General features: G+C 74.5%; 23 protein-coding genes. 11 read left to right on the forward strand and 12 right to left on the reverse strand.

Annotated elements, in window-relative coordinates:
• Nucleotides 1-75: 75 nt before the first annotated feature.
• The 8 genes from ACFPGP_RS07880 to ACFPGP_RS07915 all read right to left on the reverse strand — a co-directional run bounded on the left by ACFPGP_RS07880 (nucleotide 76) and on the right by ACFPGP_RS07915 (nucleotide 7,283).
• Nucleotides 76-1,707 carry a solute symporter family protein gene (locus tag ACFPGP_RS07880; protein WP_378589033.1) on the reverse strand — a complete coding sequence of 544 codons (1,632 nt, stop codon included), beginning with the start codon at nucleotides 1,705-1,707 and terminating at the stop codon, nucleotides 76-78.
• Nucleotides 1,704-2,060, reverse strand: coding sequence for a DUF485 domain-containing protein (locus ACFPGP_RS07885; RefSeq protein ID WP_378589034.1), 357 nt, complete (start codon nucleotides 2,058-2,060; stop codon nucleotides 1,704-1,706). Before ACFPGP_RS07885 ends, ACFPGP_RS07880 begins: the two co-directional genes overlap by 4 nt.
• A 71-nt stretch (nucleotides 2,061-2,131) precedes the next feature.
• Nucleotides 2,132-2,587, reverse strand: coding sequence for a hypothetical protein (locus tag ACFPGP_RS07890; RefSeq protein ID WP_378589035.1), 456 nt, complete (start codon nucleotides 2,585-2,587; stop codon nucleotides 2,132-2,134).
• Nucleotides 2,588-2,622: 35 nt separating this feature from the next.
• Nucleotides 2,623-4,143 (reverse strand): sodium/solute symporter, encoded by a 1,521-nt coding sequence (locus ACFPGP_RS07895; protein WP_378589037.1) that lies wholly within the window; start codon nucleotides 4,141-4,143, stop codon nucleotides 2,623-2,625.
• On the reverse strand, nucleotides 4,140-4,529 hold the full coding sequence (locus ACFPGP_RS07900) for a hypothetical protein (RefSeq protein ID WP_378589038.1): 390 nt from the start codon (nucleotides 4,527-4,529) through the stop codon (nucleotides 4,140-4,142). The genes ACFPGP_RS07895 and ACFPGP_RS07900 overlap by 4 nt, the downstream gene beginning before the upstream one ends.
• Nucleotides 4,526-5,260 carry a LytR/AlgR family response regulator transcription factor gene (locus ACFPGP_RS07905; protein ID WP_378589039.1) on the reverse strand — a complete coding sequence of 245 codons (735 nt, stop codon included), beginning with the start codon at nucleotides 5,258-5,260 and terminating at the stop codon, nucleotides 4,526-4,528. The genes ACFPGP_RS07900 and ACFPGP_RS07905 overlap by 4 nt, the downstream gene beginning before the upstream one ends.
• Nucleotides 5,257-6,381 (reverse strand): sensor histidine kinase, encoded by a 1,125-nt coding sequence (locus tag ACFPGP_RS07910; RefSeq protein ID WP_378589041.1) that lies wholly within the window; start codon nucleotides 6,379-6,381, stop codon nucleotides 5,257-5,259. Before ACFPGP_RS07910 ends, ACFPGP_RS07905 begins: the two co-directional genes overlap by 4 nt.
• A 44-nt stretch (nucleotides 6,382-6,425) precedes the next feature.
• Nucleotides 6,426-7,283, reverse strand: a complete 858-nt coding sequence (locus ACFPGP_RS07915) for a class I SAM-dependent methyltransferase (RefSeq protein ID WP_378589043.1) — start codon at nucleotides 7,281-7,283, stop codon at nucleotides 6,426-6,428.
• A gap of 71 nt (nucleotides 7,284-7,354) precedes the next feature.
• Between ACFPGP_RS07915 and ACFPGP_RS07920 the strand changes: the two genes are divergently transcribed.
• A complete protein-coding gene (locus ACFPGP_RS07920; protein ID WP_378589044.1) occupies nucleotides 7,355-8,074 on the forward strand; it encodes a Fic family protein in 720 nt (239 codons plus the stop codon).
• A gap of 281 nt (nucleotides 8,075-8,355) precedes the next feature.
• Here the strand turns inward: ACFPGP_RS07920 and ACFPGP_RS07925 are convergent, their stop codons facing one another.
• Nucleotides 8,356-9,168, reverse strand: coding sequence for an HAD family hydrolase (locus ACFPGP_RS07925; protein WP_378589046.1), 813 nt, complete (start codon nucleotides 9,166-9,168; stop codon nucleotides 8,356-8,358).
• 153 nt (nucleotides 9,169-9,321) lie between these two features.
• On the opposite strand from ACFPGP_RS07925, the gene ssd reads away from it, so the two are divergent.
• From ssd to ACFPGP_RS07950, 5 genes are all read left to right on the forward strand, one after another.
• Complete coding sequence (gene ssd, locus ACFPGP_RS07930) at nucleotides 9,322-10,380, forward strand: septum site-determining protein Ssd (RefSeq protein WP_378589047.1); 1,059 nt, start codon at nucleotides 9,322-9,324, stop codon at nucleotides 10,378-10,380.
• Nucleotides 10,377-11,537, forward strand: coding sequence for a TadA family conjugal transfer-associated ATPase (locus tag ACFPGP_RS07935; RefSeq protein WP_378589048.1), 1,161 nt, complete (start codon nucleotides 10,377-10,379; stop codon nucleotides 11,535-11,537). The genes ssd and ACFPGP_RS07935 overlap by 4 nt, the downstream gene beginning before the upstream one ends.
• Entirely contained in the window at nucleotides 11,534-12,322 is a 789-nt protein-coding gene (locus ACFPGP_RS07940) for a type II secretion system F family protein (protein ID WP_378589050.1), read from the forward strand. Before ACFPGP_RS07935 ends, ACFPGP_RS07940 begins: the two co-directional genes overlap by 4 nt.
• On the forward strand, nucleotides 12,319-13,062 hold the full coding sequence (locus ACFPGP_RS07945) for a type II secretion system F family protein (RefSeq protein WP_378589052.1): 744 nt from the start codon (nucleotides 12,319-12,321) through the stop codon (nucleotides 13,060-13,062). Before ACFPGP_RS07940 ends, ACFPGP_RS07945 begins: the two co-directional genes overlap by 4 nt.
• 78 nt (nucleotides 13,063-13,140) lie before the next feature.
• The gene (locus ACFPGP_RS07950) at nucleotides 13,141-13,284 is read left to right on the forward strand and encodes a hypothetical protein (RefSeq protein ID WP_378589054.1); all 144 of its coding nucleotides are present in this window, start codon (nucleotides 13,141-13,143) and stop codon (nucleotides 13,282-13,284) included.
• A gap of 31 nt (nucleotides 13,285-13,315) precedes the next feature.
• Here the strand turns inward: ACFPGP_RS07950 and ACFPGP_RS07955 are convergent, their stop codons facing one another.
• Nucleotides 13,316-13,450 (reverse strand): hypothetical protein, encoded by a 135-nt coding sequence (locus tag ACFPGP_RS07955; RefSeq protein WP_378589055.1) that lies wholly within the window; start codon nucleotides 13,448-13,450, stop codon nucleotides 13,316-13,318.
• A gap of 227 nt (nucleotides 13,451-13,677) precedes the next feature.
• Between ACFPGP_RS07955 and ACFPGP_RS07960 the strand changes: the two genes are divergently transcribed.
• The 3 genes from ACFPGP_RS07960 to ACFPGP_RS07970 are packed head-to-tail and all read left to right on the forward strand — an operon-like array spanning nucleotide 13,678 to nucleotide 14,599.
• Entirely contained in the window at nucleotides 13,678-13,881 is a 204-nt protein-coding gene (locus ACFPGP_RS07960) for a DUF4244 domain-containing protein (RefSeq protein ID WP_378589056.1), read from the forward strand.
• Complete coding sequence (locus ACFPGP_RS07965) at nucleotides 13,878-14,243, forward strand: TadE family type IV pilus minor pilin (RefSeq protein WP_378589058.1); 366 nt, start codon at nucleotides 13,878-13,880, stop codon at nucleotides 14,241-14,243. Before ACFPGP_RS07960 ends, ACFPGP_RS07965 begins: the two co-directional genes overlap by 4 nt.
• Entirely contained in the window at nucleotides 14,240-14,599 is a 360-nt protein-coding gene (locus ACFPGP_RS07970; protein ID WP_378589059.1) for an Rv3654c family TadE-like protein, read from the forward strand. The genes ACFPGP_RS07965 and ACFPGP_RS07970 overlap by 4 nt, the downstream gene beginning before the upstream one ends.
• 18 nt (nucleotides 14,600-14,617) lie before the next feature.
• Here ACFPGP_RS07970 and ACFPGP_RS07975 read toward each other — a convergent pair whose 3' ends face one another.
• Complete coding sequence (locus tag ACFPGP_RS07975; protein ID WP_378589061.1) at nucleotides 14,618-14,917, reverse strand: hypothetical protein; 300 nt, start codon at nucleotides 14,915-14,917, stop codon at nucleotides 14,618-14,620.
• A gap of 9 nt (nucleotides 14,918-14,926) precedes the next feature.
• Complete coding sequence (locus tag ACFPGP_RS07980; protein WP_378589062.1) at nucleotides 14,927-17,266, reverse strand: DEAD/DEAH box helicase; 2,340 nt, start codon at nucleotides 17,264-17,266, stop codon at nucleotides 14,927-14,929.
• Nucleotides 17,267-17,446: 180 nt separating this feature from the next.
• Here ACFPGP_RS07980 and ACFPGP_RS07985 point away from each other — a divergent pair, with 180 nt between their 5' ends.
• Nucleotides 17,447-17,773, forward strand: coding sequence for an STAS domain-containing protein (locus tag ACFPGP_RS07985; RefSeq protein WP_465263253.1), 327 nt, complete (start codon nucleotides 17,447-17,449; stop codon nucleotides 17,771-17,773).
• A 143-nt stretch (nucleotides 17,774-17,916) separates the two neighbouring features.
• Nucleotides 17,917-20,316, forward strand: a complete 2,400-nt coding sequence (locus ACFPGP_RS07990; protein WP_378589065.1) for a sodium-translocating pyrophosphatase — start codon at nucleotides 17,917-17,919, stop codon at nucleotides 20,314-20,316.
• Nucleotides 20,317-20,343: the final 27 nt, after the last annotated feature.

Raw genomic sequence — 20,343 nt, forward strand, 5'->3', positions numbered from 1 at the left:
CTCGAACCTAGCGCCGAAAGCGGGCCCGGACGACCCTCCCCCGGGGGAGGGCCGCCCGGGTGCGTCGGCGGTCCGTCAGTGGATGACGGCCTGCTCGGCCCCGGCGCCGGTGAGGGCGCGGACCTCGAGCTCGGTGTAGCGGTCGAGCGCCTCGGGCTCCTTCGACGTGACGCTGCCGAGCCAGCCGAAGAAGAAGCCGAGCGGGATCGAGACCAGGCCCGGGTTCTCCAGCGGGAACCACGAGATGTCGATGCTGGCGGGCAGCAACGACAGGTTCGCCCCGGTGACCGGGTCGAGACCCTTGCCCGACATGACCGGCGAGAAGAACACCAGGATCAGCGACGACGCGAGGCCGCCGTAGATGCTCCACACCGCACCGCGGGTGTTGAAGCCCCGCCAGAACATGTTGTAGACGATCGCCGGCAGGTTGGCCGACGCCGCGACCGCGAACGCCAACGCCACCAGGAAGGCGATGTTGAGGTTCTGCGCGGGGATCGCGAGCACGATCGCGATCAGGCCGATCACCCCGGCCGCGATCCGGGTCATCCGGATCTCGTCCTTCTCCGAGGCCTGACCGTGCTTGATCACGCTGTTGTAGATGTCGTGCGCGACCGACGCCGACGAGGTGAGGGTCAGCCCCGCCACCACCGCCAGGATCGTCGCGAACGCCACCGCCGAGATCAGCGCCAGCAGCACGGCGCCACCGGTCGACCCGGCCCCGCCGCCCACGGCCTCGGCTAGCAGGGGCGAGGCCAGGTTGCCCTTGCTGGTGGCCACCTGCTCGGCCTCGTCACCGGACAGCAGGGCCGCGGCACCGAAGCCGAGGACCAGGGTGAACAGGTAGAAGGTGCCGATCAGCCCGATCGCCCACAGCACCGACTTCCGCGCGTCGCGCGAGGTCGGCACCGTGTAGAAGCGGATCAGGATGTGCGGCAGCCCGGCCGTGCCGAGCACCAGGGCGATGCCGAGGCTGAGGAAGTCGAGCTTCGACGTCGTGGTCACGCCGTACTTGAGACCGGGCTCGAGGAACGCCTGGCCCTTGCCGGAGTTGCTGGCCGCCGTGCCGAGCAGGTCGGAGACGTTGAAGTCGAACTTCGCGAGCACCAGCACGACGATGAGCGCCGAACCGGCCATCAGCAGCACGGCCTTCACGATCTGCACCCAGGTGGTGCCCTTCATGCCGCCGACCGTGACGTAGAAGATCATCAGGGCGCCGACACCGAAGATCACGAAGTTCTTCACGGCCTGGTTCTCGACGCCGAGCAGCAGGGCGACCAGCGTGCCGGCGCCGACCATCTGCGCCAGCAGGTAGAAGATCGACACCACGACGGTCGAGGTGGCCGCGGCCGTGCGCACCGGCCGCTGCCGCATGCGGAACGCCAGCTGGTCGGCCATCGTGTAGCGCCCGGAGTTGCGCAGCATCTCGGCCACGAGCAGCAGGGCCACCAGCCAGGCGACGAGGAAGCCGATCGAGTAGAGGAAGCCGTCGTACCCGGCGAGCGCGATCGCGCCGGAGATGCCGAGGAACGACGCGGCGCTCATGTAGTCGCCGGAGATCGCCAGCCCGTTCTGGAAGCCGGAGAACGAGCGACCGCCGGCGTAGAAGTCGGCGGTACCCGACGTCTGCCGGCTCGCCCAGAACGTGATCCCGATCGTCAGCGCGACGACGGAGAGGAAGAGCAGCGTGGTGAGGGCCTGGGTGTTCATCGCCCGACCTCCCGGCGCTCGCGGTTGTACTCCTCGTCGAGCTCGCGGGCGAGCGGGTCGAGGCGGGCGTTGGAGAAGCGGCTGTAGAGCCACGCGAGGAAGAACGTCGTGACGAACTGCAGCAGCCCGAAGACCAGGCCGACGTTGATGTTGCCGATGACGTCCTGGCTCATGAAGTCGTGGGCCCACATCGACATCACGACGTACAGCAGGTACCAGGACAGGAAGGCGACCGTCGCGGGGAACACGAAGCCGCGGTAGCGACGGCGCAGCTCGACGAAGGTCGGCGTGGTGTGGAGGTGGTCGTAGACCGGGTCGTGCCGGCTGGCGTGGTCGTGGGCTCGTACTGTCACCGCTGACCCCTTTCGTGGGTGGTGGTCCTGCAGCGTTGGCTGGGTACCCGCGCGGGCGGGTGTGACGCGCTTCACGCTAGGAACGGCACCGCGCGCGGCGGCAGGGGTGCGTGCGGACCACGCGACCAGCGGGTGCGGCCGGTCGGCCAGCGGTCGGTCCCGTACGACGAACGGTCGGCGTGCAGCCGGGCCAACGGACCGCCCGGGACGGCGCGGGACGGCGGCGAGGGACGGCGGCGCGGGGTCGTGCGCCCGCTCGGCGTCGGGGAAGAGCCCGACGGGCAGGAAGCGCAGCAGGGAGCCCTCGCCGCGCACGACCACGACGTGGCGCCCAGCGCGGCGTGTGTGGCACGTCGCCTCCGGAAGGAGAGGGGCGCCCAGATCACGGTGAACGCAGCCAGGAAGACCACCAGCGGTGTCCACGTCGGCAGGCCCACGGCGGCCCGGCAGAGGTCGTCGAGGTGGTGGGGCTCGGCGACGAGCCGGCAGTGCCGCGCGTCCGGCGACCCGCCCGGGATCGAGGTCATGGCGCGGATCCTCGGGCCGCGCCCGGGTGGCCTCCTCAGCCGCGGTCGAGCACGACCGACTCGGGGGTGTGCAGCCGCACCATGAACCGCATCGTGTGAGCGGGCACCCGGTCGCGGGTGGCGAGGCTGACCAGCACCATCGTGAGCACCGCAGCGGGCACGCTCCAGGCCGCGGGCTGGCCGAGGAGCACGGCGTCCCAGCCGGAGGCGTCGGGGTACATCAGCGTCCAGCCGACGGCCAGGCCGGAGCCCGCGCCGCCCATGAGCAGGCCCGCCACGGCGCCGGCGGCGGTCAGCCGGCGCCACCAGATGCCGAGCAGCAGCAGGGGGCAGAAGGTCGACGCGGCGACGGCAAAGGCCAATCCCACGGTGCGGGCCACGCTGACGTCGCTGGCGGCCAGCGCGGTGACGCACGGCACCAGGATCGCGAGCACGGCGCCCAGCCGGAACGCCGCGACGCCCGACAGCCGCCGCTCGCCCCAGCGACGGCCGGTGACGTCCTGGCTGAGCACGCCGGCGACCGCGATCGCGAGCCCGGAGGAGGTCGAGAGGAACGCCGCGAACGCGCCCGCGGTGACCAGGCCCGTGAGCACGTCGCCGGCGGGCCCCTCGATCATCAGCCGCGGCAGCTCGAGCACGAGCACGTCGCTGCGGCCCTCGTCGACCAGCTGGTCGGCGTACACCCGGCCGAGCGCGGCGTACACGGGCGGGATGACGTAGAAGAGACCGAGCAGACCGAGCACCACCAACGTCGTACGACGGGCTGCGCGGCCGTCGGGGTTGGTGTAGAAGCGCACCACGACGTGGGGCAGGCCCATGGTGCCGAGGAAGGTCGCCACCATCAGCGAGTAGGTGACGTAGAGCCCCGCTCCGCCGCCGTCGCCCACGGGCAGCGACCACAGGTCGCCGCCCGGCGGGCCGCTCTCGGCGGGCAGGGGGCGACCGTCGTTCGCCCACACCGCCAGCAGCACGGCCGCCGGGACGAGCAGGGCGGTGAGCTTGAGCCAGTACTGGAAGGCCTGCACGAAGGTGATGCTGCGCATCCCGCCCGACGACACGTTGGCGAGCACCACCACCGCCACCACGACCGCGCCGAGCCACGGCGGGGCGCCGGTGGTGGCTGTCAGGGTGACGCTCGCGCCCTGGAACTGCGGCAGGAGGTAGAGCCAGCCGATCACCACGACGAGCACCGAGCAGACCGCGCGCACGCGGCCCGAGCCGAGGCGGGCCTCGGCGAAGTCGGGGAGGGTGTACGCCCCCGAGCGGCGCAGCGGGGCGGCCACCAGCACCAGCAGGACGAGGTAGCCGGCGGTCCAGCCGACGGGGTACCAGAGCATGTCCGCGCCGAAGGCGAGCAGCAGGCCGGCGACGCCGAGGAAGGAGGCGGCCGAGAGGTACTCGCCGCCGATCGCCGACGCGTTGAGCGCCGGGCGCACCGACCGCGAGGCGACGAAGAAGTCGCTCGTGGTGCGCGAGAACCGGAGCCCCCACGTGCCGATGACCAGCGTCGCCAGGGTGACCAGCGTGACAGCGACGACGCTGGGGGCGGCGTTCACGGCGTGCTGCCGGCGCCGGGGTCGCCGACGAGGTCGGAGAAGTCGCGCTCGTTGGCCTCCGCGCTGCGGATGTAGCGCCAGCCGAGGAAGCAGAACAGCGGGTAGACGAGGAAGCCGAGCACCAGCCAGGTCACGGAGACCCCGAGCAGCTCGTGCTCGGCGAGGCGCGGGGCGAGGTGGAAGACCAGCGGCAGCGAGCCGACCAGCACGAGGACGACCCCGACGGTGCGGAGCGCGAGCCGCAGCTGCTCGCCCACGAGGGAGGCGACGTAGAGCGAGCCCACCGGCGTCTCGGCGTCGATCTCGCGTGCCCGGGCGCGGGACCCCGGGACCTGCCTCCGCGGCGGACCGGTGACCCGGACCCGCTCCGGGCGGTCCTGGCTCACGAGCCGCCCCGGCGCAGCAGGAGGTCGCGCAGCTCGCGGGTGTGGCGGCGGCTGACGACGAGCTCCTCGCCGCCGACCACGACCGAGCAGCGGCCGGACTCCATGCGCACCTCGTCGACGTGGGCCAGCGAGACCAGCAGCGACCGGTGGATCCGCACGAAGCCGGCCGAGCGCCACTCCTGCTCGAGCGTCGAGAGGGGCGTGCGCAGCAGGTGCGAGCCCTCCGGTGTGTGCAGGCGCGCATAGTCCCCGTGCGCCTCGACGTGGGTGATCTCGGAGCGGCGCAGGAAGCGGGTCACGCCGCCGCGCTCGACCGGGACCTGCTCGTCGGGCGGCTCCGCCTGCCGCGCGGTGCCCTGCACCACGCGGCGTACGGCCTCGGCGAGACGCTCCTCGCGCACCGGCTTCAGCACGTAGTCGACGGCGTCGAGGTCGAAGGCGTCGACCGCGTGGCCCTCGTGGGCGGTCACGAACACCACCGCCGGCGGGGTGCGGAAGCGGGCGAGCACCTGCGCGAGCTCGAGCCCGGAGAGGCCGGGCATCTGGATGTCGAGGAAGACCGCGTCGACCTCGAGGTCCTGCAGCATCCGCAGCGCGTCGGTCGCGGAGTCGGTCGTCAGCACCTCGCCGACGCGCTCGTCGCGGCGCAGCAGGAAGGCGAGCTCGTCGAGCGCGGGACGCTCGTCGTCGATGACGAGCACGGTGAGGGGGACGCCGGGTGGGGTGCTCATGCATGGACTCCCGGGGCGAACTTGGGGACACGGACGATGACGCGGGTGCCCGCGCCCCGGGCCGTCTCCACGACCAGGCCGTAGTCGTCGCCGAAGGCGTTGCGCAGCCGCCCGTCGACGTTGCCGAGGCCCACGGAGTCGAGGCCGGAGTCCCCGGCGAGGGCACGTCGTACGCGCTCGGGGTCCTCGCCGACGCCGTCGTCCTCCACCTCGATCAGGCACTCCTGGTCGAGGTCGCGGGCCACGATCCGGATGTGTCCGGCGCGGTGGTCGCCCCCGGCGGTGCCCTCGAGCCCGTGGCGTACGGCGTTCTCGACGAGAGGCTGGATGCAGAGGAACGGCACCGCGACCGGCAGCACCTCGGGAGCGATCTGCAGGGTGACCTCGAGCCGGTCGCCGAAGCGGGCTTGCTCGAGGAGCAGGTAGCGCTCGACCGAGCGGAGCTCCTCGGCGAGTGTCGTGTACTCGCCGTGGCTCCGGAACGAGTAGCGGGTGAAGTCGGCGAACTCGAGCAGCAGCTCCCGGGCGCGGTCGGGGTCGGTGCGCACGAACGACGCGATCGCGCCGAGCGAGTTGTAGATGAAGTGGGGGCTGATCTGCGCACGCAGGGCCCGCACCTCGGCCTCCATCAGACGGGTGCGGGAGGCGTCGAGCTCGGCGAGCTCGAGCTGGCCCGAGACCCAGGTGGCGACCTCGTCGGCCGCGCGCACCAGGCCCGCGGTGGCCGTGGGCGCGAAGACCTGCAGGGTGCCGACGATCCGCTCGTCGACCACGAGTGGGCTGGCGACAGCGCTGCGGACGACGCAGCCCGGGGTGAGGCAGGGCAGCTGGCGGGCGTCGCTGATCCGGGTGGCGCCGTGCTCGACGACCTCGTGGGCGACGGCCCCGGCCTGCTCGCCGTGGTGGCTGCCGAGACCGTCCCACGCGAGCAGCGCGGAGGTGTCGGTGAGCGCGGCGGCGGGGGTGCCGAGGAGTGCGCGCAGGTGTCGCAGGCTGCGCTCGGCGCTGCTGGCGGTGAGGCCCTCGCGGAGCGCGGGGGAGGCGAGGCTCGCGGTGTGCAGGGTGCGGAAGGTCGCCCGGTCGGACTCGGTGCCCAGGTGGCCCCGCCCGAACCGCCTCATGGCGCGGACGCTAACCAGCGGTCCGGCGGGTTGTCGACCACGGACTAGCGGAAGTCGATGAGCAGCAGGTCGGAGTCGCCACCGTCGTCGCCGTCCGTCGGCGGTTCGGCGGGTGGCGAGCCCGGACCGCGGTCGGGCCCACCCGGCTCCGACTGGTCGCCGGTGCGACCCAGCAGCTGTGCGCGGTAGCAGTGCGCGACGTACGGCAGCTGCATGCCGTCGTAGCCGCGGCCGAAGTCGTCGTAGAACGCGACCACCTCGGCCAGACGGGCCGCCCGGTCGTGCTCGTCGAGGGTGGCGATGTTGGAGCGCGAGAGCACGAGGTCCTGCAGCGACTGGCGGTTGATCTGCTGCCAGTGGGTGAAGGACGCTTCCTCGACGTAGCCGAACTGCTCGGCCAGCACGAGGGGCTCGGCGGAGGCGCTGGCGACCTGGTCCTGGCTGCCGATGAGGCGGCCGAGGCGGCGCACCCACGGGATCCGCTCGTCGCGGGAGTTCCACACGAGGGCGACGTGGCCGCCCGGCCGCAGGACGCGCGCGAACTCGGCGAGCGCGCGCTCGTGGTCGAACCAGTGGAAGGACTGCGCGGCGACCACCACGTCGACCGAGCGGTCGGGGACGGGGAGCTCCTCGGCGGAGGCCCGGGTCGCCCGGGTGTCCGGGAGGTCGCGCTGGAGCACGGCGAGCATCTCGGGGTCGGGCTCGGTGGCGTGGACGTCGTGACCGAGGGCCACCAGCTGCTGGGTGAGCTTGCCGGTGCCGGCGCCGACCTCGAGCACGACCGCGGCGTCGCGACCGACCAGCCAGGCAGCGGCTTCCCGGGGGAACGACGGGCGCCCGCGGTCGTAGGCCTCGGCCACCGAGCCGAAGGAGCGCGCGTGGCGCAGGATCTCGTCGTCCATCGCTCGCAGGCTATCGGTCGGGTGGGGGTGGACGGGCCACCTGCCCGGGCGCTGCCCTAGCGTTGCGGCCTGTGAGTGACGACCCGCTGGCCGGACTGGCCGCCCTCGAGGGGGTCCCGTCGGCGTACGCCGCGGCCCGGGACGGCATCGACGCAGTGCTGCGCGACCGGGGGCTGCGGCGCACCGACCCCGCGACGACCGCCGAGTCGCTGCTGCGCGGGGCCCACGCGAGCGCGGTGCTCGAGGGCTCGGACTCCTCGCTGGAGGACCTCCGGGCCGGGTCGGGCGACGCAGTGGGACAGGCCGCGCTGCGCGTCTCGACCGAGCTGCTGGGCCAGGCGCCGGTGCTGGTGCGCTCGCCGCTCCAGGCGCTGGCGCGCCTGCACGCCCTCGCGACCCGCGGCGAGCTCGACGACGACCGGCTCGGGCGGCCGCGCGACGCCGAGGCCGCCCAGCGGCTGCGGCGGGTCGCGGACCTGGTGCTCGCTCCGACCACCGCGCCGGCGCTGCTGCAGGCGGCGGTGGTGCACGCGGAGCTCGCGACGGCGGCGCCGTTCGCGTCGCACAACGGGATCGTCGCGCGGGCCGCGGAGCGGCTGGTCCTGGTCGCCCGCGGGGTCGACGAGAAGTCGCTGGTCGTGCCAGAGGTCGGGCACCTGGCGCACCGCGCGGCGTACGAGTCCAACCTGCGCGGCTACCGCGACGGGGGGCCGGCCGGCGTGCACTCCTGGCTGCTGTACGCCGCGGAGGCCTACGCGGCCGCGGCCGAGGCCAGCCCGCTGCGCGACTGAGCCGCTGGCCCCGGCAGGGACCGGCGCCGCACGTGCGAACGGCACCCGAGCATGTCGGGTGCCGCCGCTGACACGTGGAGCCCGGCTACCAGGCGTGCATCACATAAGTTGCTGCCCCGGGAGCTTCCCGTTGACAGGCGCCCTGTAGGAAGGGTGGATCGCCGCGTGGGTACCCGGCTCACGTGCGGTGTTCATTTCTGATTCATGTCTACGCCCGCCCCGCAGCGACTTCAAGGCTTGACTTCCACCGGTGTGGACGGGCCGGGCGTGTCGCGGGCCGGTCAGGCCCCGGCCGCCCTCCGGCGGCGCGCGTTGGTCCACAGCACGCCGCCCACGGCGACGACGCCGCCGACCGCCAGCGCGGTCAGCGTCGGCCGGACCGGCGGCAGCGGGACCCGGCTGCGCAGCGCCACGGGCTTGGTGAAGACGAGCACCGGCCACCCCTTCGAGGCCGCCACCCGGCGCAGCTCCCGGTCGGGGTTGACGGCGTGCGGGTGGCCGATCGCCTCGAGCATCGGGACGTCGGTGACCGAGTCGCTGTAGGCGAAGCTGGCCTCGAGGTCGTAGCCGACCTCCCGCGCGAGCTCCTCGATGGCGCGGGCCTTCTCCTCGGCGTAGGCGTAGTACTCGATGTCGCCGGTGTACTTGCCGTCCTCGATCACCATCCGGGTGGCGATCACGCGGTCGGCGCCCAGCATCTCGCCGATCGGCCCCACGACCTCGGCGCCCGACGTCGACACGATCACGATGTCGCGGCCGTGGAGCCGGTGCTCCTCGATCAGCGAGACCGCCTCGTCGTACACGATCGGGTCGACGACGTGGTGCAGCGTGTCGGCGACGATGTCCTGCACGGTGGCGACGTCCCAGCCCGCGCAGAGCTGGGACATGAAGGCGCGCATCTTCTCCATCTGGTCGTGGTCCGCGCCGCCGACGAGGTAGACGAACTGCGCGTACGCCGAGCGCAGCACCGCGCGCCGCGAGATCAGGCCGCCGGCCTGGAAGGGCCGGCTGAAGGCGAGCGTGCTCGACTTGGCGATGATCGTCTTGTCGAGGTCGAAGAAGGCAGCGGTCCTGCCCCCCGACGTCGCACGCATGCCGTCATCGTAGGAGGGTGCGGCCCCTGGGCGCCGGGGTATCGCCGGGGAGTCGGCCCGCGAGACGTCCACAGGGCTGCTCCGTGACCGCCTCTCCACAGGTCGGCCCACGGCGTCAGCGGGGGCGGGCCGCCCGCGGGCAGGGTGACCGGCATGGACACCCCCAGCGTCTCGCCACCCGCGGTCATGCCCCTCGTCGTCACCGGCGACGACGGCCTCCTCGACGAGGTGCTGCGCCTCGCGGCGGCTGCCGGGTGCACGCCCGAGGTGGCGGGTGACGCGTCGGCGGCCCTGCGGGGCTGGTCGGGTGCGTCGGTCGTGCTGGTCGGTGCGGACCTCGCCGCCGACCTGGCCCGTGCGGTGCCCCCGCGACGTCCCGGGGTGCACGTGGTGACCGCGACGGACCCGCCGCCCCCCGACCTCTTCCCGGCCGCGCTCGGCCTCGGTGCCGAGAGCGTCGCGGCCCTCGACGCGGCCGGGGAGTGGGTCGTCGAGGTGCTCACCGACCTCGTCGACCCGGGCACCGCGCGGGGGCTGACGGTCGGGGTGATCGGCGGGTCGGGCGGGGCAGGGGCGAGCACGCTGGCGTGCGCACTCGGCCAGGTGGCGGCCCGGTCCGGCCCGGCGGTGGTCGTGGACCTCGACCCGCTCGGTCCGGGCCTCGACCGCGTGCTCGGCCTCGAGGACCGCGACGGCATCCGCTGGGACGACCTCGCCGTCACCACGGGTCGCCTGGGCGCCCGGGCCCTGCGCCACGCGCTGCCGGGGCGGGGCGACCTGCGCGTGCTGACCTGGCCGGCCGCGCCGGGGGTGCCCCCCTCGCCGGCCGTCGTGCGCGAGACGCTGACCGCAGCCCAGCGCGGCCACGAGGTGGTCGTCGTCGACCTCCCCCGGGTGGACGCGGACCTCGACGAGGTCGCGGCCCGCTGCGACCTGCTGCTCGTGGTGGCCGTCGGCTCGGTCCCCGGGGTCGCGTCGGCCGCCCGTCTGTGCACGACGCTGCCCGATCCGCGCCGGAGCTGGCTCGTGCTGCGGCGGGCGGCCGACCCCGCGGCCGTGGAGGCGGCCGTGGGGCTGCCGGTGCTGGTCGCCATGTCCGACCAGCGCGGTCTCGACGAGTCGATCGACCTCGGGCTCGGCCCCGTCCGCTCCCGGGGCGGTCCGCTCTCGCGCGCGAGCCGTGAGGTCCTCGCCGCGCTGGCGGCGGCGTGACTGCGCCCGCGCCTGCGCCGGAGGTCCTCGACGAGGTCCGCGACCGCCTGGCCACCACCCCCGGCCCGCTCACGCCCCAGCGCGTCGCGACGGCCCTGCGCGAGGCCGGACGTCCGGTGGGCGACGCGACCGTGCTCGCCGTCCACGAGGCGCTGCGCCGCGAGGTGGTCGGCGCGGGTCCGCTCGAGCCGCTCCTGCGCACCCCCGGCGTGACCGACGTGCTGGTCAACGGTCCCGACGCCGTCTACCTCGACCGTGGAGCCGGGCTCGAGCCGACGGGGGTGCGGTTCCCCGACGACGCCGCGGTGCGCCGCCTCGCGCAGCGGCTCGCCGCCACGGCCGGGCGCCGTCTCGACGAGGCGACGCCGTACGTCGACGTGCGGCTGGCCGACGGCACCCGCTGCCACGCGGTCCTGGCGCCCGTGGCCCGGCCGGGCACCCTCGTGTCGCTCCGGGTGCCGCGCCCCCGGGTGTTCACGCTCGAGGAGCTCGTGGCCTGCGGCACGGTCACGGCCGAGGGCGCCCGGCTGCTGGCGGCCGTGGTCGCCGGACGCCTGGCCTTCCTCGTGTCCGGCGGCACCGGCAGCGGCAAGACGACGGTGCTCGGCGCGCTGCTGTCGCTGGTGCCGGCCGAGGAGCGGCTGGTGCTGGTCGAGGACGCCTCCGAGCTGCGGCCCGACCACCCCCACGTGGTGGCGCTCGAGTCCCGCCCGCCCAACGTCGAGGGCGCCGGCGCGATCGGCCTGCGCGAGCTGGTGCGGCAGGGGCTGCGGATGCGTCCCGACCGGCTCGTCGTCGGTGAGGTGCGCGGTGCCGAGGTGGTCGAGCTGCTCGCCGCGCTCAACACCGGCCACGAAGGTGGGTGCGGCACCCTCCACGCCAACTCCGCCGCCGACGTCCCCGCCCGCCTCGAGGCGCTGGCGCTGGCCGCGGGTGTGGGGCGCGAGGCCTGCCACAGCCAGCTTGCCGCGGCCCTCGACGTGGTGCTGCACCTGCGTCGTGGCGCCGACGGGGTGCGCCGGCTGGCGGAGGTGGGGGTCCCGGTCCGGGGGCGCGACGGACTGGTGTCCGTCGAGGCGGCGGTGACGTTCCCGCCGGGCGGTCCACCGGAGCCCGGTCCGGGCGCAGACACACTCGCGCGGCGGCTGCCGCCGTGACGGGCGTGCGGGCGGCCGCGCTGGTCGCCGGCGCCGCGGCTGCGCTGGCGGTCCTGCTCCTGGCGCGTCCGGCGCCGTCGTGGGTCCGGCGCCGCGCGCGCCCCGCCGCCGGCGTGCCCACGGTCACGGGGGTGGTGGCCGTCGTCGTGGGCGCCGGGCTGGTGGCGCCGGGCTCGGCCGCGCTCGTCGCGGTCGTCGCCACCGCGGGGGTGGCCGGGCTCGGCCTGCTGCGGCGCCGGGCCCGACGACGACAGGCCGTGGCCGCCTCGGCGCGGGTGCTCGAGTCGTGCGAGCTCCTCGCGGCCGAGCTGGCCGCCGGACGGCCACCGGGGGCAGCCCTCGCCGACGCCGCCCGTCAGTGGCCGGTGCTCGAGCCGGCCGCCGAGACCCTGGGGCTCGGGGGCGACGTCGCCGGCGCGTTGCGGCGGTTGGCCGCCGAGCCGGGTGCGGGCGACCTCCGCCTGGTGGCCGCGGCCTGGGCGGTGGCCCACCGCACCGGCGCCGGGCTCGCCGACGCCCTCGGTGCCTGCGCCACGGGCCTGCGCCAGGCCCGGGCCACGCGGCGGGTGGTCGAGGGCGAGCTCGCCTCGGCCCGGGCCACGGCCCGGCTGATCGCCGGGCTCCCGCTCCTCGCGATGGCGATGGGTGCGGGCAGCGGGGGCGACCCCCTGGCCTTCCTGCTCGGGACGCCGCCCGGCCTGGTGTGCCTGGCCGGAGGCCTCGCGCTGGGCCTCGCGGGCCTGACCTGGATCGAGCGGATCGCGGCCGACGTCGAGGCGACGTGAGCCCGCCGACCGCGGCCTGGGTGGCCGCACTCGCCGGCGGCGGTGCCGTGCTCCTGCTGCTGCCGCCCCGACCACGCCCGGTCTCGGTGTCGGCGGTGGCCGTCGCGCGGGGGGACGCCGGGGCGGGTCGCACCTCCCTCCTGCCCTCCCTGCTGCCCTGGCTGCTGGCCGGGCTCGCCGGCGCCGCCACCGCCGCCGTGCTGCGGGGCCCCGTCGGTCTCTGCGCCGGAGGCGCCGTCGCCGTGCTGTGCTGGCGCCGCCTGGTCCGCCTCGAGGGTGCCGCGGCGCGCCGCGAGCGCGCGGCCGTCATCCGTGACCTGCCGCACCTGGTCGGTCTGCTCGCCTCCGTCCTCCGCACCGGCGCCGCGGCGGAGGAGGCGGTGCGCACCGTCGTGGGCGCGCTCCCGGGCCCGGCTGCCGACCGGCTGGGCGTGGTCCCCGAGCGGCTGGCGGTCGGCCTCGACCCGGTGCGGGTCTGGTCCGACCTCGCCGAGGATCCCGGGCTCGCCCCGCTCGGCCGCGCCCTGGCCCGCTCGGCGGCGACCGGAGCACCGGTGGCGGCCGTCGTGTCCCGGCTGGCCGACGACCTCCGCGACGACGCCCGGTCGCGGGTGGAGGAGCAGGCCCGTGCTGTCGGCGTCCGGGCCGCGGTCCCCCTCGGCCTCTGCCTGCTCCCGTCGTTCCTGCTCCTCGGCATCGTCCCGCTCGTCGCGGGACTCCTGGCGGGCCTCTCCTGGTGACGCGGGGGCGTATCACGCCCCTCACCCGGACGCTCCTCATGACGAGAGGGTCCGCCGGGCCCGGAGCAGAGGGGAAGCATGATGTGTCGTCAACCGTCACCGGGCGGCCACCTGCTCTGCGCCAACCCGACCTGCGAGGGCCGCTCGCACGTGTGGGTGCACGAGTCCTCCGCGCCCGACGGCAAGCGTGACCGCGACGGCCGCGATGACGACGGGTCCTGACCCGACCCGCACGCTGCCGGTGTAGGAGTGCTCAGCCCGCGTCGGCCGAGGTCAGCGCGGCACGGCCGCGGCTCACGACCGCGGACGGCCGGGGCAGCCACGGCACGAGCGGGGCGGTCGCGGAGCTGGATCCGTGGGCGAGCAGGGCCAGGAACACGTCGCACACGGGCAGTTGTCCAGATCAGCATGGCGACGCCGGAGTGGGGCAGGGAGCCCCGACCTGGCGGGGACGAACGTCCCGGCCGGAGGGCTGGTCGGCCCGCGGGACGTCCACCGGCCCGCCCCGGTGCACCGCTGTCCACAGCCCGCCCGTCGAACCGCCTGCGACACCCCCGCGGCGCCCGACGATGCAGGTGTGGGTCCGCACCGGGCGGGCCCGGGAACGGAGGAGCCATGCACGACAGCCGCCACACCACCCGCGCGCCGCGCCGCACGCGGCGCGACCAGCGCGGGATCACCACGGCGGAGTACGCCGTCGGGACCGCCGCGGGGGCGGGGCTCGCGGGCCTGCTCTACACGCTGCTGACCGGCGGCCTCGGCAACCGGCTGATCACCACGCTGTTCGACCACGTGCTGAGCCTGCTGGGGCTCGGGTGACCCGCGGCCCGGCGGCCGGGGAGCGGGGTGCCGTCACCGCCGAGCTCGCGATGGTGGTGCCACTGCTGGTCTCCCTGGCTGTCGGGCTGGTGTGGCTGCTCGCCGTCGGCGCCGACCAGGTGCGCACGGTCGACGCCGCGCGCGAGACCGCGCGGGCGCTGGCGCGCGGCGAGTCGGCGGGCGACGCCGTGGCGCTCGGGGAGCGCATCGCCCCGGCGGGCGCCCGCGTGTCGGTCTCCGAGGAGGGGGAGCAGGTCAGGGTCACGGTCACCGCCGACCTGACCGGTCCCGGCGGAGTGCTCCGGGCCCTGCCCGGTGTCGAGCTCAGCGCCGACGCGGTGACCGTCCGGGAGCCGTCATGACGCCCCCGCGGCGGGGGCGTGGCGGCCGGGGCGCTGCCACGGTCCTCGCCACCGCGGTGCTCGGGGTCCTGGTCGCCGTCGCGGCCGGGCTCGGGCTCGTCACGTCGGTGGTCGTGCACCACCGCGCCGCGCAGCCGGCGGCCGACCTCGCCGCGCTGGCCGCAGCGGGTGCCGCGGTGCGGGGCGAGGACGCGTGCGCGGCGGCCGAGCTGGTCGCCCGGGCCAACGACGCGTCGCTGGTCGACTGCCGCGCCGAGGCCTCCCGTGAGGTGTGGGTGCTGGTGCAGGTCACCGGGCCGCGCTGGCTCGGCCAGGGCGTCGACCCCACCGCCGAGGCGCGCGCCGGTCCTGCGTGAGCAGGCTCGACCGGCCGCTCAGCCGCGTTCGTCGTCGCGCGCGCCGTCCTCGGCCCGCTCCGCCTCGACGCGGTCGAGCTTCGCCGAGAGCTCCTCGAGCTGCTTTCGCTCGCGCCGCTGCCGCAGGGAGCGCGCGGTGCCGTACTTGAGGATCCAGAGCCCCCACATGATCGCGACACCGGCCCCGAGCCCGAGCAGGAAGATCGTGAGCGCGGTGAGGTCGTTGCCGAGCATCGCGGCCGTGCCCTCGGAGGAGAAGACCGCGGTCAGGATCACGAGCGCGCCGGCCGCGATCAGGAGCAGCCCCAGGATGAGCATGGTCGGAGGCTACCCGGCCGGCGTCTCCGGGGGCGGGGCCGCGGCGAGCAGCAGGTCGAGGAGCGCCCCGGCGGCCTCCTTGTCCAGCGGGTGGTTCTGGTTGCCGCACTTGGGCGACTGGATGCACGAGGGGCACCCGTCGACGCACTCGCAGTCCGCGATGGTCTGCCGGGTGGCGACGAGCCAGGCCCGAGCCGCCCGGTACCCGCGCTCGGCGAAGCCGGCGCCGCCGGGGTGCCCGTCGTACACGAAGACGGTGAGCTGGCCGGTGTCCGGGTGGAGCGCGGTCGAGACGCCGCCGATGTCCCAGCGGTCGCAGGTCGCGAACAGCGGCAGCAGGCCGATCGCGCAGTGTTCCGCGGCGTGCGCGGCGCCCGGGAGGTCGCGGGTGGTGATCCCCGACTCGTCGAGGACGTGGTCGGGGACGGTCCACCAGACGGCGCTGGTGCGCAGGGTGCGCGGCGGTAGGTCGAGCGGCTCCTCGCCGATCACCTCGCCGGAGGGCTGCCGTCGGCGGAGGAACGCGACCACCTGGTGGGTGACCTCGACCTCCCCGAAGGAGAGGCGGCACCCGCCCCAGGCCTGGTGCTCACGTTCGCCGACGATCCCGATCTCGGTCAGCTCGCGGGCGGTGGTCGAGTAGTCGACCTCGGTCGGGGCGATCACCGCCACGTGGTCCTCGAGGTCGAGCGACTCCACGAGCCACGTCTCTCCCCGGTGGACGTAGACCGCACCCCGGTGCGCGGTGCCGTGCGCACTGCTGGCGTCGACCGTGCCGATCACCCGCCCGGTCACCGCCTCGACCAGCTGCACGGGCGACCCGCCGGTGGAGCGGATGTCGGCGAGGTCGGAGGCGCGGGCGCGGTCGGTCCAGAACCACCCGCGGGGACGCCGCCGCAGCAGCCCGCGCTCGGTGAGCCCGTCGACGACCCCGCGCGCGGTCGGACCGAAGAGCGGCAGATCCGCCTCGGTCAGCGGCACCTCGTGGGCGGCCGCGCACAGGTGCGGCCCCAGCACGTAGGGGTTGGTCGGGTCGAAGACCGTCGCCTCGACCGGTTGCCCGACGAGGGCGTCGGGGTGGTGGACCAGGTAGGTGTCGAGGGGGTCGTCGCGGGCGACGAGGATCGCGAGCGCGTCCTGCGCTCCGCGACCCGCCCGGCCGACCTGCTGCCACAGCGCCGCCCGGGTGCCGGGGAAGCCGGCCAGCAGCACGGCGTCGAGCCCGTGCACGTCGATGCCGAGCTCGAGGGCGTTCGTGGCGGCCAGCCCGACCAGGTCGCCGCGGCGCAGCGCCTCCTCGAGCTCGCGGCGCTCCTCCGGGAGGTAGCCACCGCGGTACGCCGCCACCCGCCCGGCCAGTGCGTCGTCGACCTCGGCGAGGTGGCCCGCGGCGGTGATCGCGACCTGCTCGGCACCGCGGCGCGACCGCACGAAGGCGAGGGTCCGCACGCCCTCGACGACGAGGTCCGCCAGCAGGTCGGCGGTCTCCGAGGACGCGGCCCGGCGAACCGGTGCGCCGTTCTCCCCGGTGTACGACGTCAGTGGCGGCTCCCAGAGACCGAGCGCGAGCCGACCGCGGGGCGAGTCGTCCCGGGTCACCGGCAGCACGTCGAGCCCGGTGAGGCGCCCTGCGGTCACGCCCGGGTCCGCCATGGTCGCCGAGGCGAGCACGAAGGTCGGCTCCGCGCCGTAGCGCGCGCACACCCGGCGCAGCCGCCGCAGCACGTGCGAGACGTGCGCGCCGAAGACACCGCGGTAGTGGTGGGCCTCGTCCACGACGACGTAGCGCAGCGTCGACCAGAACGACGACCACCGCTCGTGCCCGGGCAACAAGGAGCGGTGGAGCATGTCGGGGTTGCTCAGCACGTACTCCGCGTGCTCGCGGGTCCAGTCCCGCTCCTCCCGCGAGCTGTCTCCGTCGTGGGTGGCCACGCGCACGTCGAGCCCCAGCCCGTCGATCCCGGCGAGCTGGTCGCGCGCCAGGGCCTTGGTCGGGGCGAGGTAGAGGACGGTCGCGCCGCGCTCGCCGCGCACACCCCGGGCGGCCATGATCGCCGCCAGCGTGGGCAGCTGGTAGGCGAGCGACTTGCCGGACGCCGTGCCGGTCGCGAGCACGACGTGCTGCCCCGCCCAGGCCGCGTCGGCGGCCACGACCTGGTGCCGCCACGGCGCGGTGACACCGCGGCGGCCGAACGCCGCGACCACGTCCCCGGGTGCCCAGTCGGGCCACGCGGCGGGCACGGCGGGTCGCGGGGGGAGCAGCTCGAGGTGCACCAGCCGGTCCTCCCGCCCGGCGGGGGCGACGAGCCGGTCGACGAGCGCCTCGACCCCACCCGCGCGCCCGTCCACCGGGTCAGTCTGGCAAAGTCGCCCGGCGACCCCGTCCGCGGCGCAGAGGACAACTTGACGCGCGATACGGGGGAGCGTGGTTTGATATTGGGCAGTACGAGCTTCTTGGCGTGCGGGGTCGAGGTGTATTGGGCACCTCAGCCGCGCTCGCCCCGATGGGGAGACACCGTGGATCTGACCTTGGCGACACGCGAGGCCGACGGGAAGACCGTCGTGACCGTCGGTGGCGAGATCGACGTCTACACCGCACCCAAGCTGCGCGACAAGATCACGGAGCTGGTGGCCGCCGGCGTCTACGACATCGTCATCGACATGGGGGGCGTGGAATTCCTCGACTCGACCGGTCTCGGCGTCCTCGTCGGCGGTCTGAAGAAGGTCCGGGCGCACGACGGCTCGCTCCAGCTCGTCTGCAGCCAGGACCGCCTGCTGAAGATCTTCCGGATCACGGGCCTGGCCAAGGTCTTCGTCATCCACGAGTCGGCCGACGAGGCGCTCGCCGCCCACTGAGCCAGACATCCGGCCGCTCCCCTGCGGCCGCCGTTCCACCTTTCCGTGTGGGACCCCTCACACCGGTGTGACCTCCCACCGGGTGCTGTGCGTAGACTCCGCGGCGTTCGTGAGACCCGAATCACTCTCCCAGGAGGACACACATGACCGGGATCACTCCGGCCGTCGTGGACGTCTCCGGAGGCAACCTCGTCCTGGTCGTCGTCGTCGCGCTGATCGCGCTCGGTGCCCTGGGCATGGCGTTCAAGTTCCGCCAAGAGGTCCTCGCCGCCGGTGAAGGCACCGACAACATGAAGAACATCGCCCAGGCGGTGCAGGAAGGCGCCAACGCCTACCTGACTCGGCAGTTCCGGACGCTCGCGGTCTTCGCCGCCATCGCGTTCTTCCTGCTGCTGGTCCTGCCCGCCGACGACGCCACGGTCCGGATCTTCCGGTCGGTGTTCTTCCTCGTCGGTGCCGGCTTCTCGGCCACGGTCGGGTACCTGGGCATGTCGCTGGCGGTGCGCGCGAACCTGCGCGTCGCCGCGGCCGCGCAGAACGAGGGCCGCGACGTGGCCATGAACATCGGCTTCCGCACCGGTGCCCACGTCGGCATGCTGACCGTCGGCCTCGGCCTGCTCGGCGCCAGCGTCGTCGTCCTCCTCTTCCAGGACGAGGCACCCAACGTCCTCGAGGGCTTCGGCTTCGGCGCCGCGCTGCTCGCGATGTTCATGCGAGTCGGCGGCGGCATCTTCACCAAGGCGGCCGACGTCGGTGCCGACCTGGTGGGCAAGGTCGAGCAGAACATCCCCGAGGACGACCCGCGCAACGCGGCGACCATCGCGGACAACGTCGGCGACAACGTCGGTGACTGCGCCGGCATGGCCGCCGACCTCTTCGAGTCGTACGCCGTGACCCTGGTCGCCGCGCTGATCCTCGGCTCGCAGGCGTTCGGCGACAAGGGCCTGGTCTTCCCGCTGCTGATCCCGGCCATCGGCGCGCTCACCGCGGTCGCGGGCGTCTACCTGTGCAAGCCGCGCGCCGGCGAGAACGGCCTGGTCACCATCAACCGGGCCTTCTACATCTCGGCCGCGATCGGCGCCGTGGCCAGCGTGGCCCTGTCGTTCATCTACCTCCCGACCAGCTTCCCCGAGCTCGACAACATCTCGATCGACGCGGACGGCAACCCGGCCCTCATCGCCTCGATCGCGGTGCTGATCGGCATCGTGCTCGCCTCGATCATCCTCAGCCTCACGGGCTACTTCACCGGCACCGACTACCGCCCGGTCAAGGACGTCGGGCGCACCTCGCTCACCGGTGCGGCGACCGTGATCCTGTCCGGCCTCGCGGTCGGCTTCGAGTCCGCGGTCTACACGACGCTGGTGATCGGCGCCGCGGTCTTCGGCGCGTTCCTGGTCGGCGGCGGCTCGATCCCCGTCGCGCTGTTCGCCGTCGCCCTGGCGGGTTGCGGCCTGCTGACCACCGTCGGCGTGATCGTGGCCATGGACACCTTCGGCCCGGTCTCCGACAACGCACAGGGCATCGCGGAGATGTCCGGCGACGTCGACGAGAAGGGCGCGCAGATCCTCACCGAGCTCGACGCGGTCGGCAACACGACCAAGGCGATCACCAAGGGCATCGCGATCGCCACCGCGGTCCTGGCGGCGAGCGCGCTGTTCGGCTCCTACACCAACGCCCTCGGAGAGTCGCTGCAGGACGTGAAGCTGACCGAGGCGCCCAGCGACCTCACCCAGCTCGCGTTCGCGTTCGACATCTCCTTCCCCAACGTCCTCGTCGGCGCGCTGCTCGGCGCCGCAGCGGTCTTCCTGTTCTCGGGTCTCGCCATCAACGCCGTCGGCCGCGCCGCCGGCGCGGTGGTCTACGAGGTCCGTCGCCAGTTCCGCGAGATCCCCGGGATCATGGAGGGCACCGGCCGTCCGGAGTACGGCAAGGTCGTCGACATCGTCACCAAGGACTCGCTGCGCGAGCTCGCCACGCCGGGCATCCTGGCGATCCTGGCGCCGATCGCGGTGGGCTTCGGCCTCGGCGTCGGGCCGCTCGCCGGCTTCCTGGCCGGCGCGATCGCCACCGGCACCCTGATGGCCGTCTTCCTGGCCAACTCCGGTGGCGCGTGGGACAACGCCAAGAAGCTCGTCGAGGACGGTCACCACGGCGGCAAGGGCTCGGAGGCCCACGCCGCGACCGTCATCGGTGACACCGTCGGTGACCCGTTCAAGGACACCGCCGGCCCGGCGATCAACCCGCTGCTCAAGGTGATGAACCTGGTCTCGCTGCTGATCGTCGGCGCGATCGTCAAGATCTCGGTGGGCGAGGACGAGAACACGCCGCTGCGGATCATCATCGCGCTGGCCGCCTTCGCGGGCATCGCCGCCGCGGTGATCATCGCCAAGCGCCGCTCCTCGGTGATCGGCGACGACGAGCCCGGTACGCCGGCCGAGCCCCCGGCCCCGCCGGCCCCGGCCGCCGACGAGCCGATCGGTCACGAGCCCGGCTCCACCCAGCAGTTCGAGCCGGCCTCGCCGCCCTCGAGCACCCAGCAGTAACGCCCCACCACGCTGACCCGCCGTTAA

Source organism: Nocardioides taihuensis (genome assembly GCF_042657275.1).
In the GTDB taxonomy this organism is placed as follows: Bacteria; Actinomycetota; Actinomycetes; order Propionibacteriales; family Nocardioidaceae; genus Nocardioides; species Nocardioides taihuensis.

Excerpts from the sequence above, each read along its gene's own strand:
- ACFPGP_RS07970 (WP_378589059.1), top strand. The coding sequence starts at position 14,240 with ATGACGCCCCCGCGGCGGGGGCGTGGCGGCCGGGGCGCTGCCACGGTC.
- ACFPGP_RS07960 (WP_378589056.1), top strand. The coding sequence starts at position 13,678 with ATGCACGACAGCCGCCACACCACCCGCGCGCCGCGCCGCACGCGGCGC.
- ACFPGP_RS07880 (WP_378589033.1), bottom strand. The coding sequence starts at position 1,707 with ATGAACACCCAGGCCCTCACCACGCTGCTCTTCCTCTCCGTCGTCGCG.
- ACFPGP_RS07925 (WP_378589046.1), bottom strand. The coding sequence starts at position 9,168 with ATGCGTGCGACGTCGGGGGGCAGGACCGCTGCCTTCTTCGACCTCGAC.
- ACFPGP_RS07975 (WP_378589061.1), bottom strand. The coding sequence starts at position 14,917 with ATGCTCATCCTGGGGCTGCTCCTGATCGCGGCCGGCGCGCTCGTGATC.
- ssd (WP_378589047.1), top strand. The coding sequence starts at position 9,322 with ATGGACACCCCCAGCGTCTCGCCACCCGCGGTCATGCCCCTCGTCGTC.
- ACFPGP_RS07990 (WP_378589065.1), top strand. The coding sequence starts at position 17,917 with ATGACCGGGATCACTCCGGCCGTCGTGGACGTCTCCGGAGGCAACCTC.
- ACFPGP_RS07915 (WP_378589043.1), bottom strand. The coding sequence starts at position 7,283 with ATGGACGACGAGATCCTGCGCCACGCGCGCTCCTTCGGCTCGGTGGCC.
- ACFPGP_RS07890 (WP_378589035.1), bottom strand. The coding sequence starts at position 2,587 with ATGACCTCGATCCCGGGCGGGTCGCCGGACGCGCGGCACTGCCGGCTC.
- ACFPGP_RS07905 (WP_378589039.1), bottom strand. The coding sequence starts at position 5,260 with ATGAGCACCCCACCCGGCGTCCCCCTCACCGTGCTCGTCATCGACGAC.
- ACFPGP_RS07950 (WP_378589054.1), top strand. The coding sequence starts at position 13,141 with ATGATGTGTCGTCAACCGTCACCGGGCGGCCACCTGCTCTGCGCCAAC.
- ACFPGP_RS07910 (WP_378589041.1), bottom strand. The coding sequence starts at position 6,381 with ATGAGGCGGTTCGGGCGGGGCCACCTGGGCACCGAGTCCGACCGGGCG.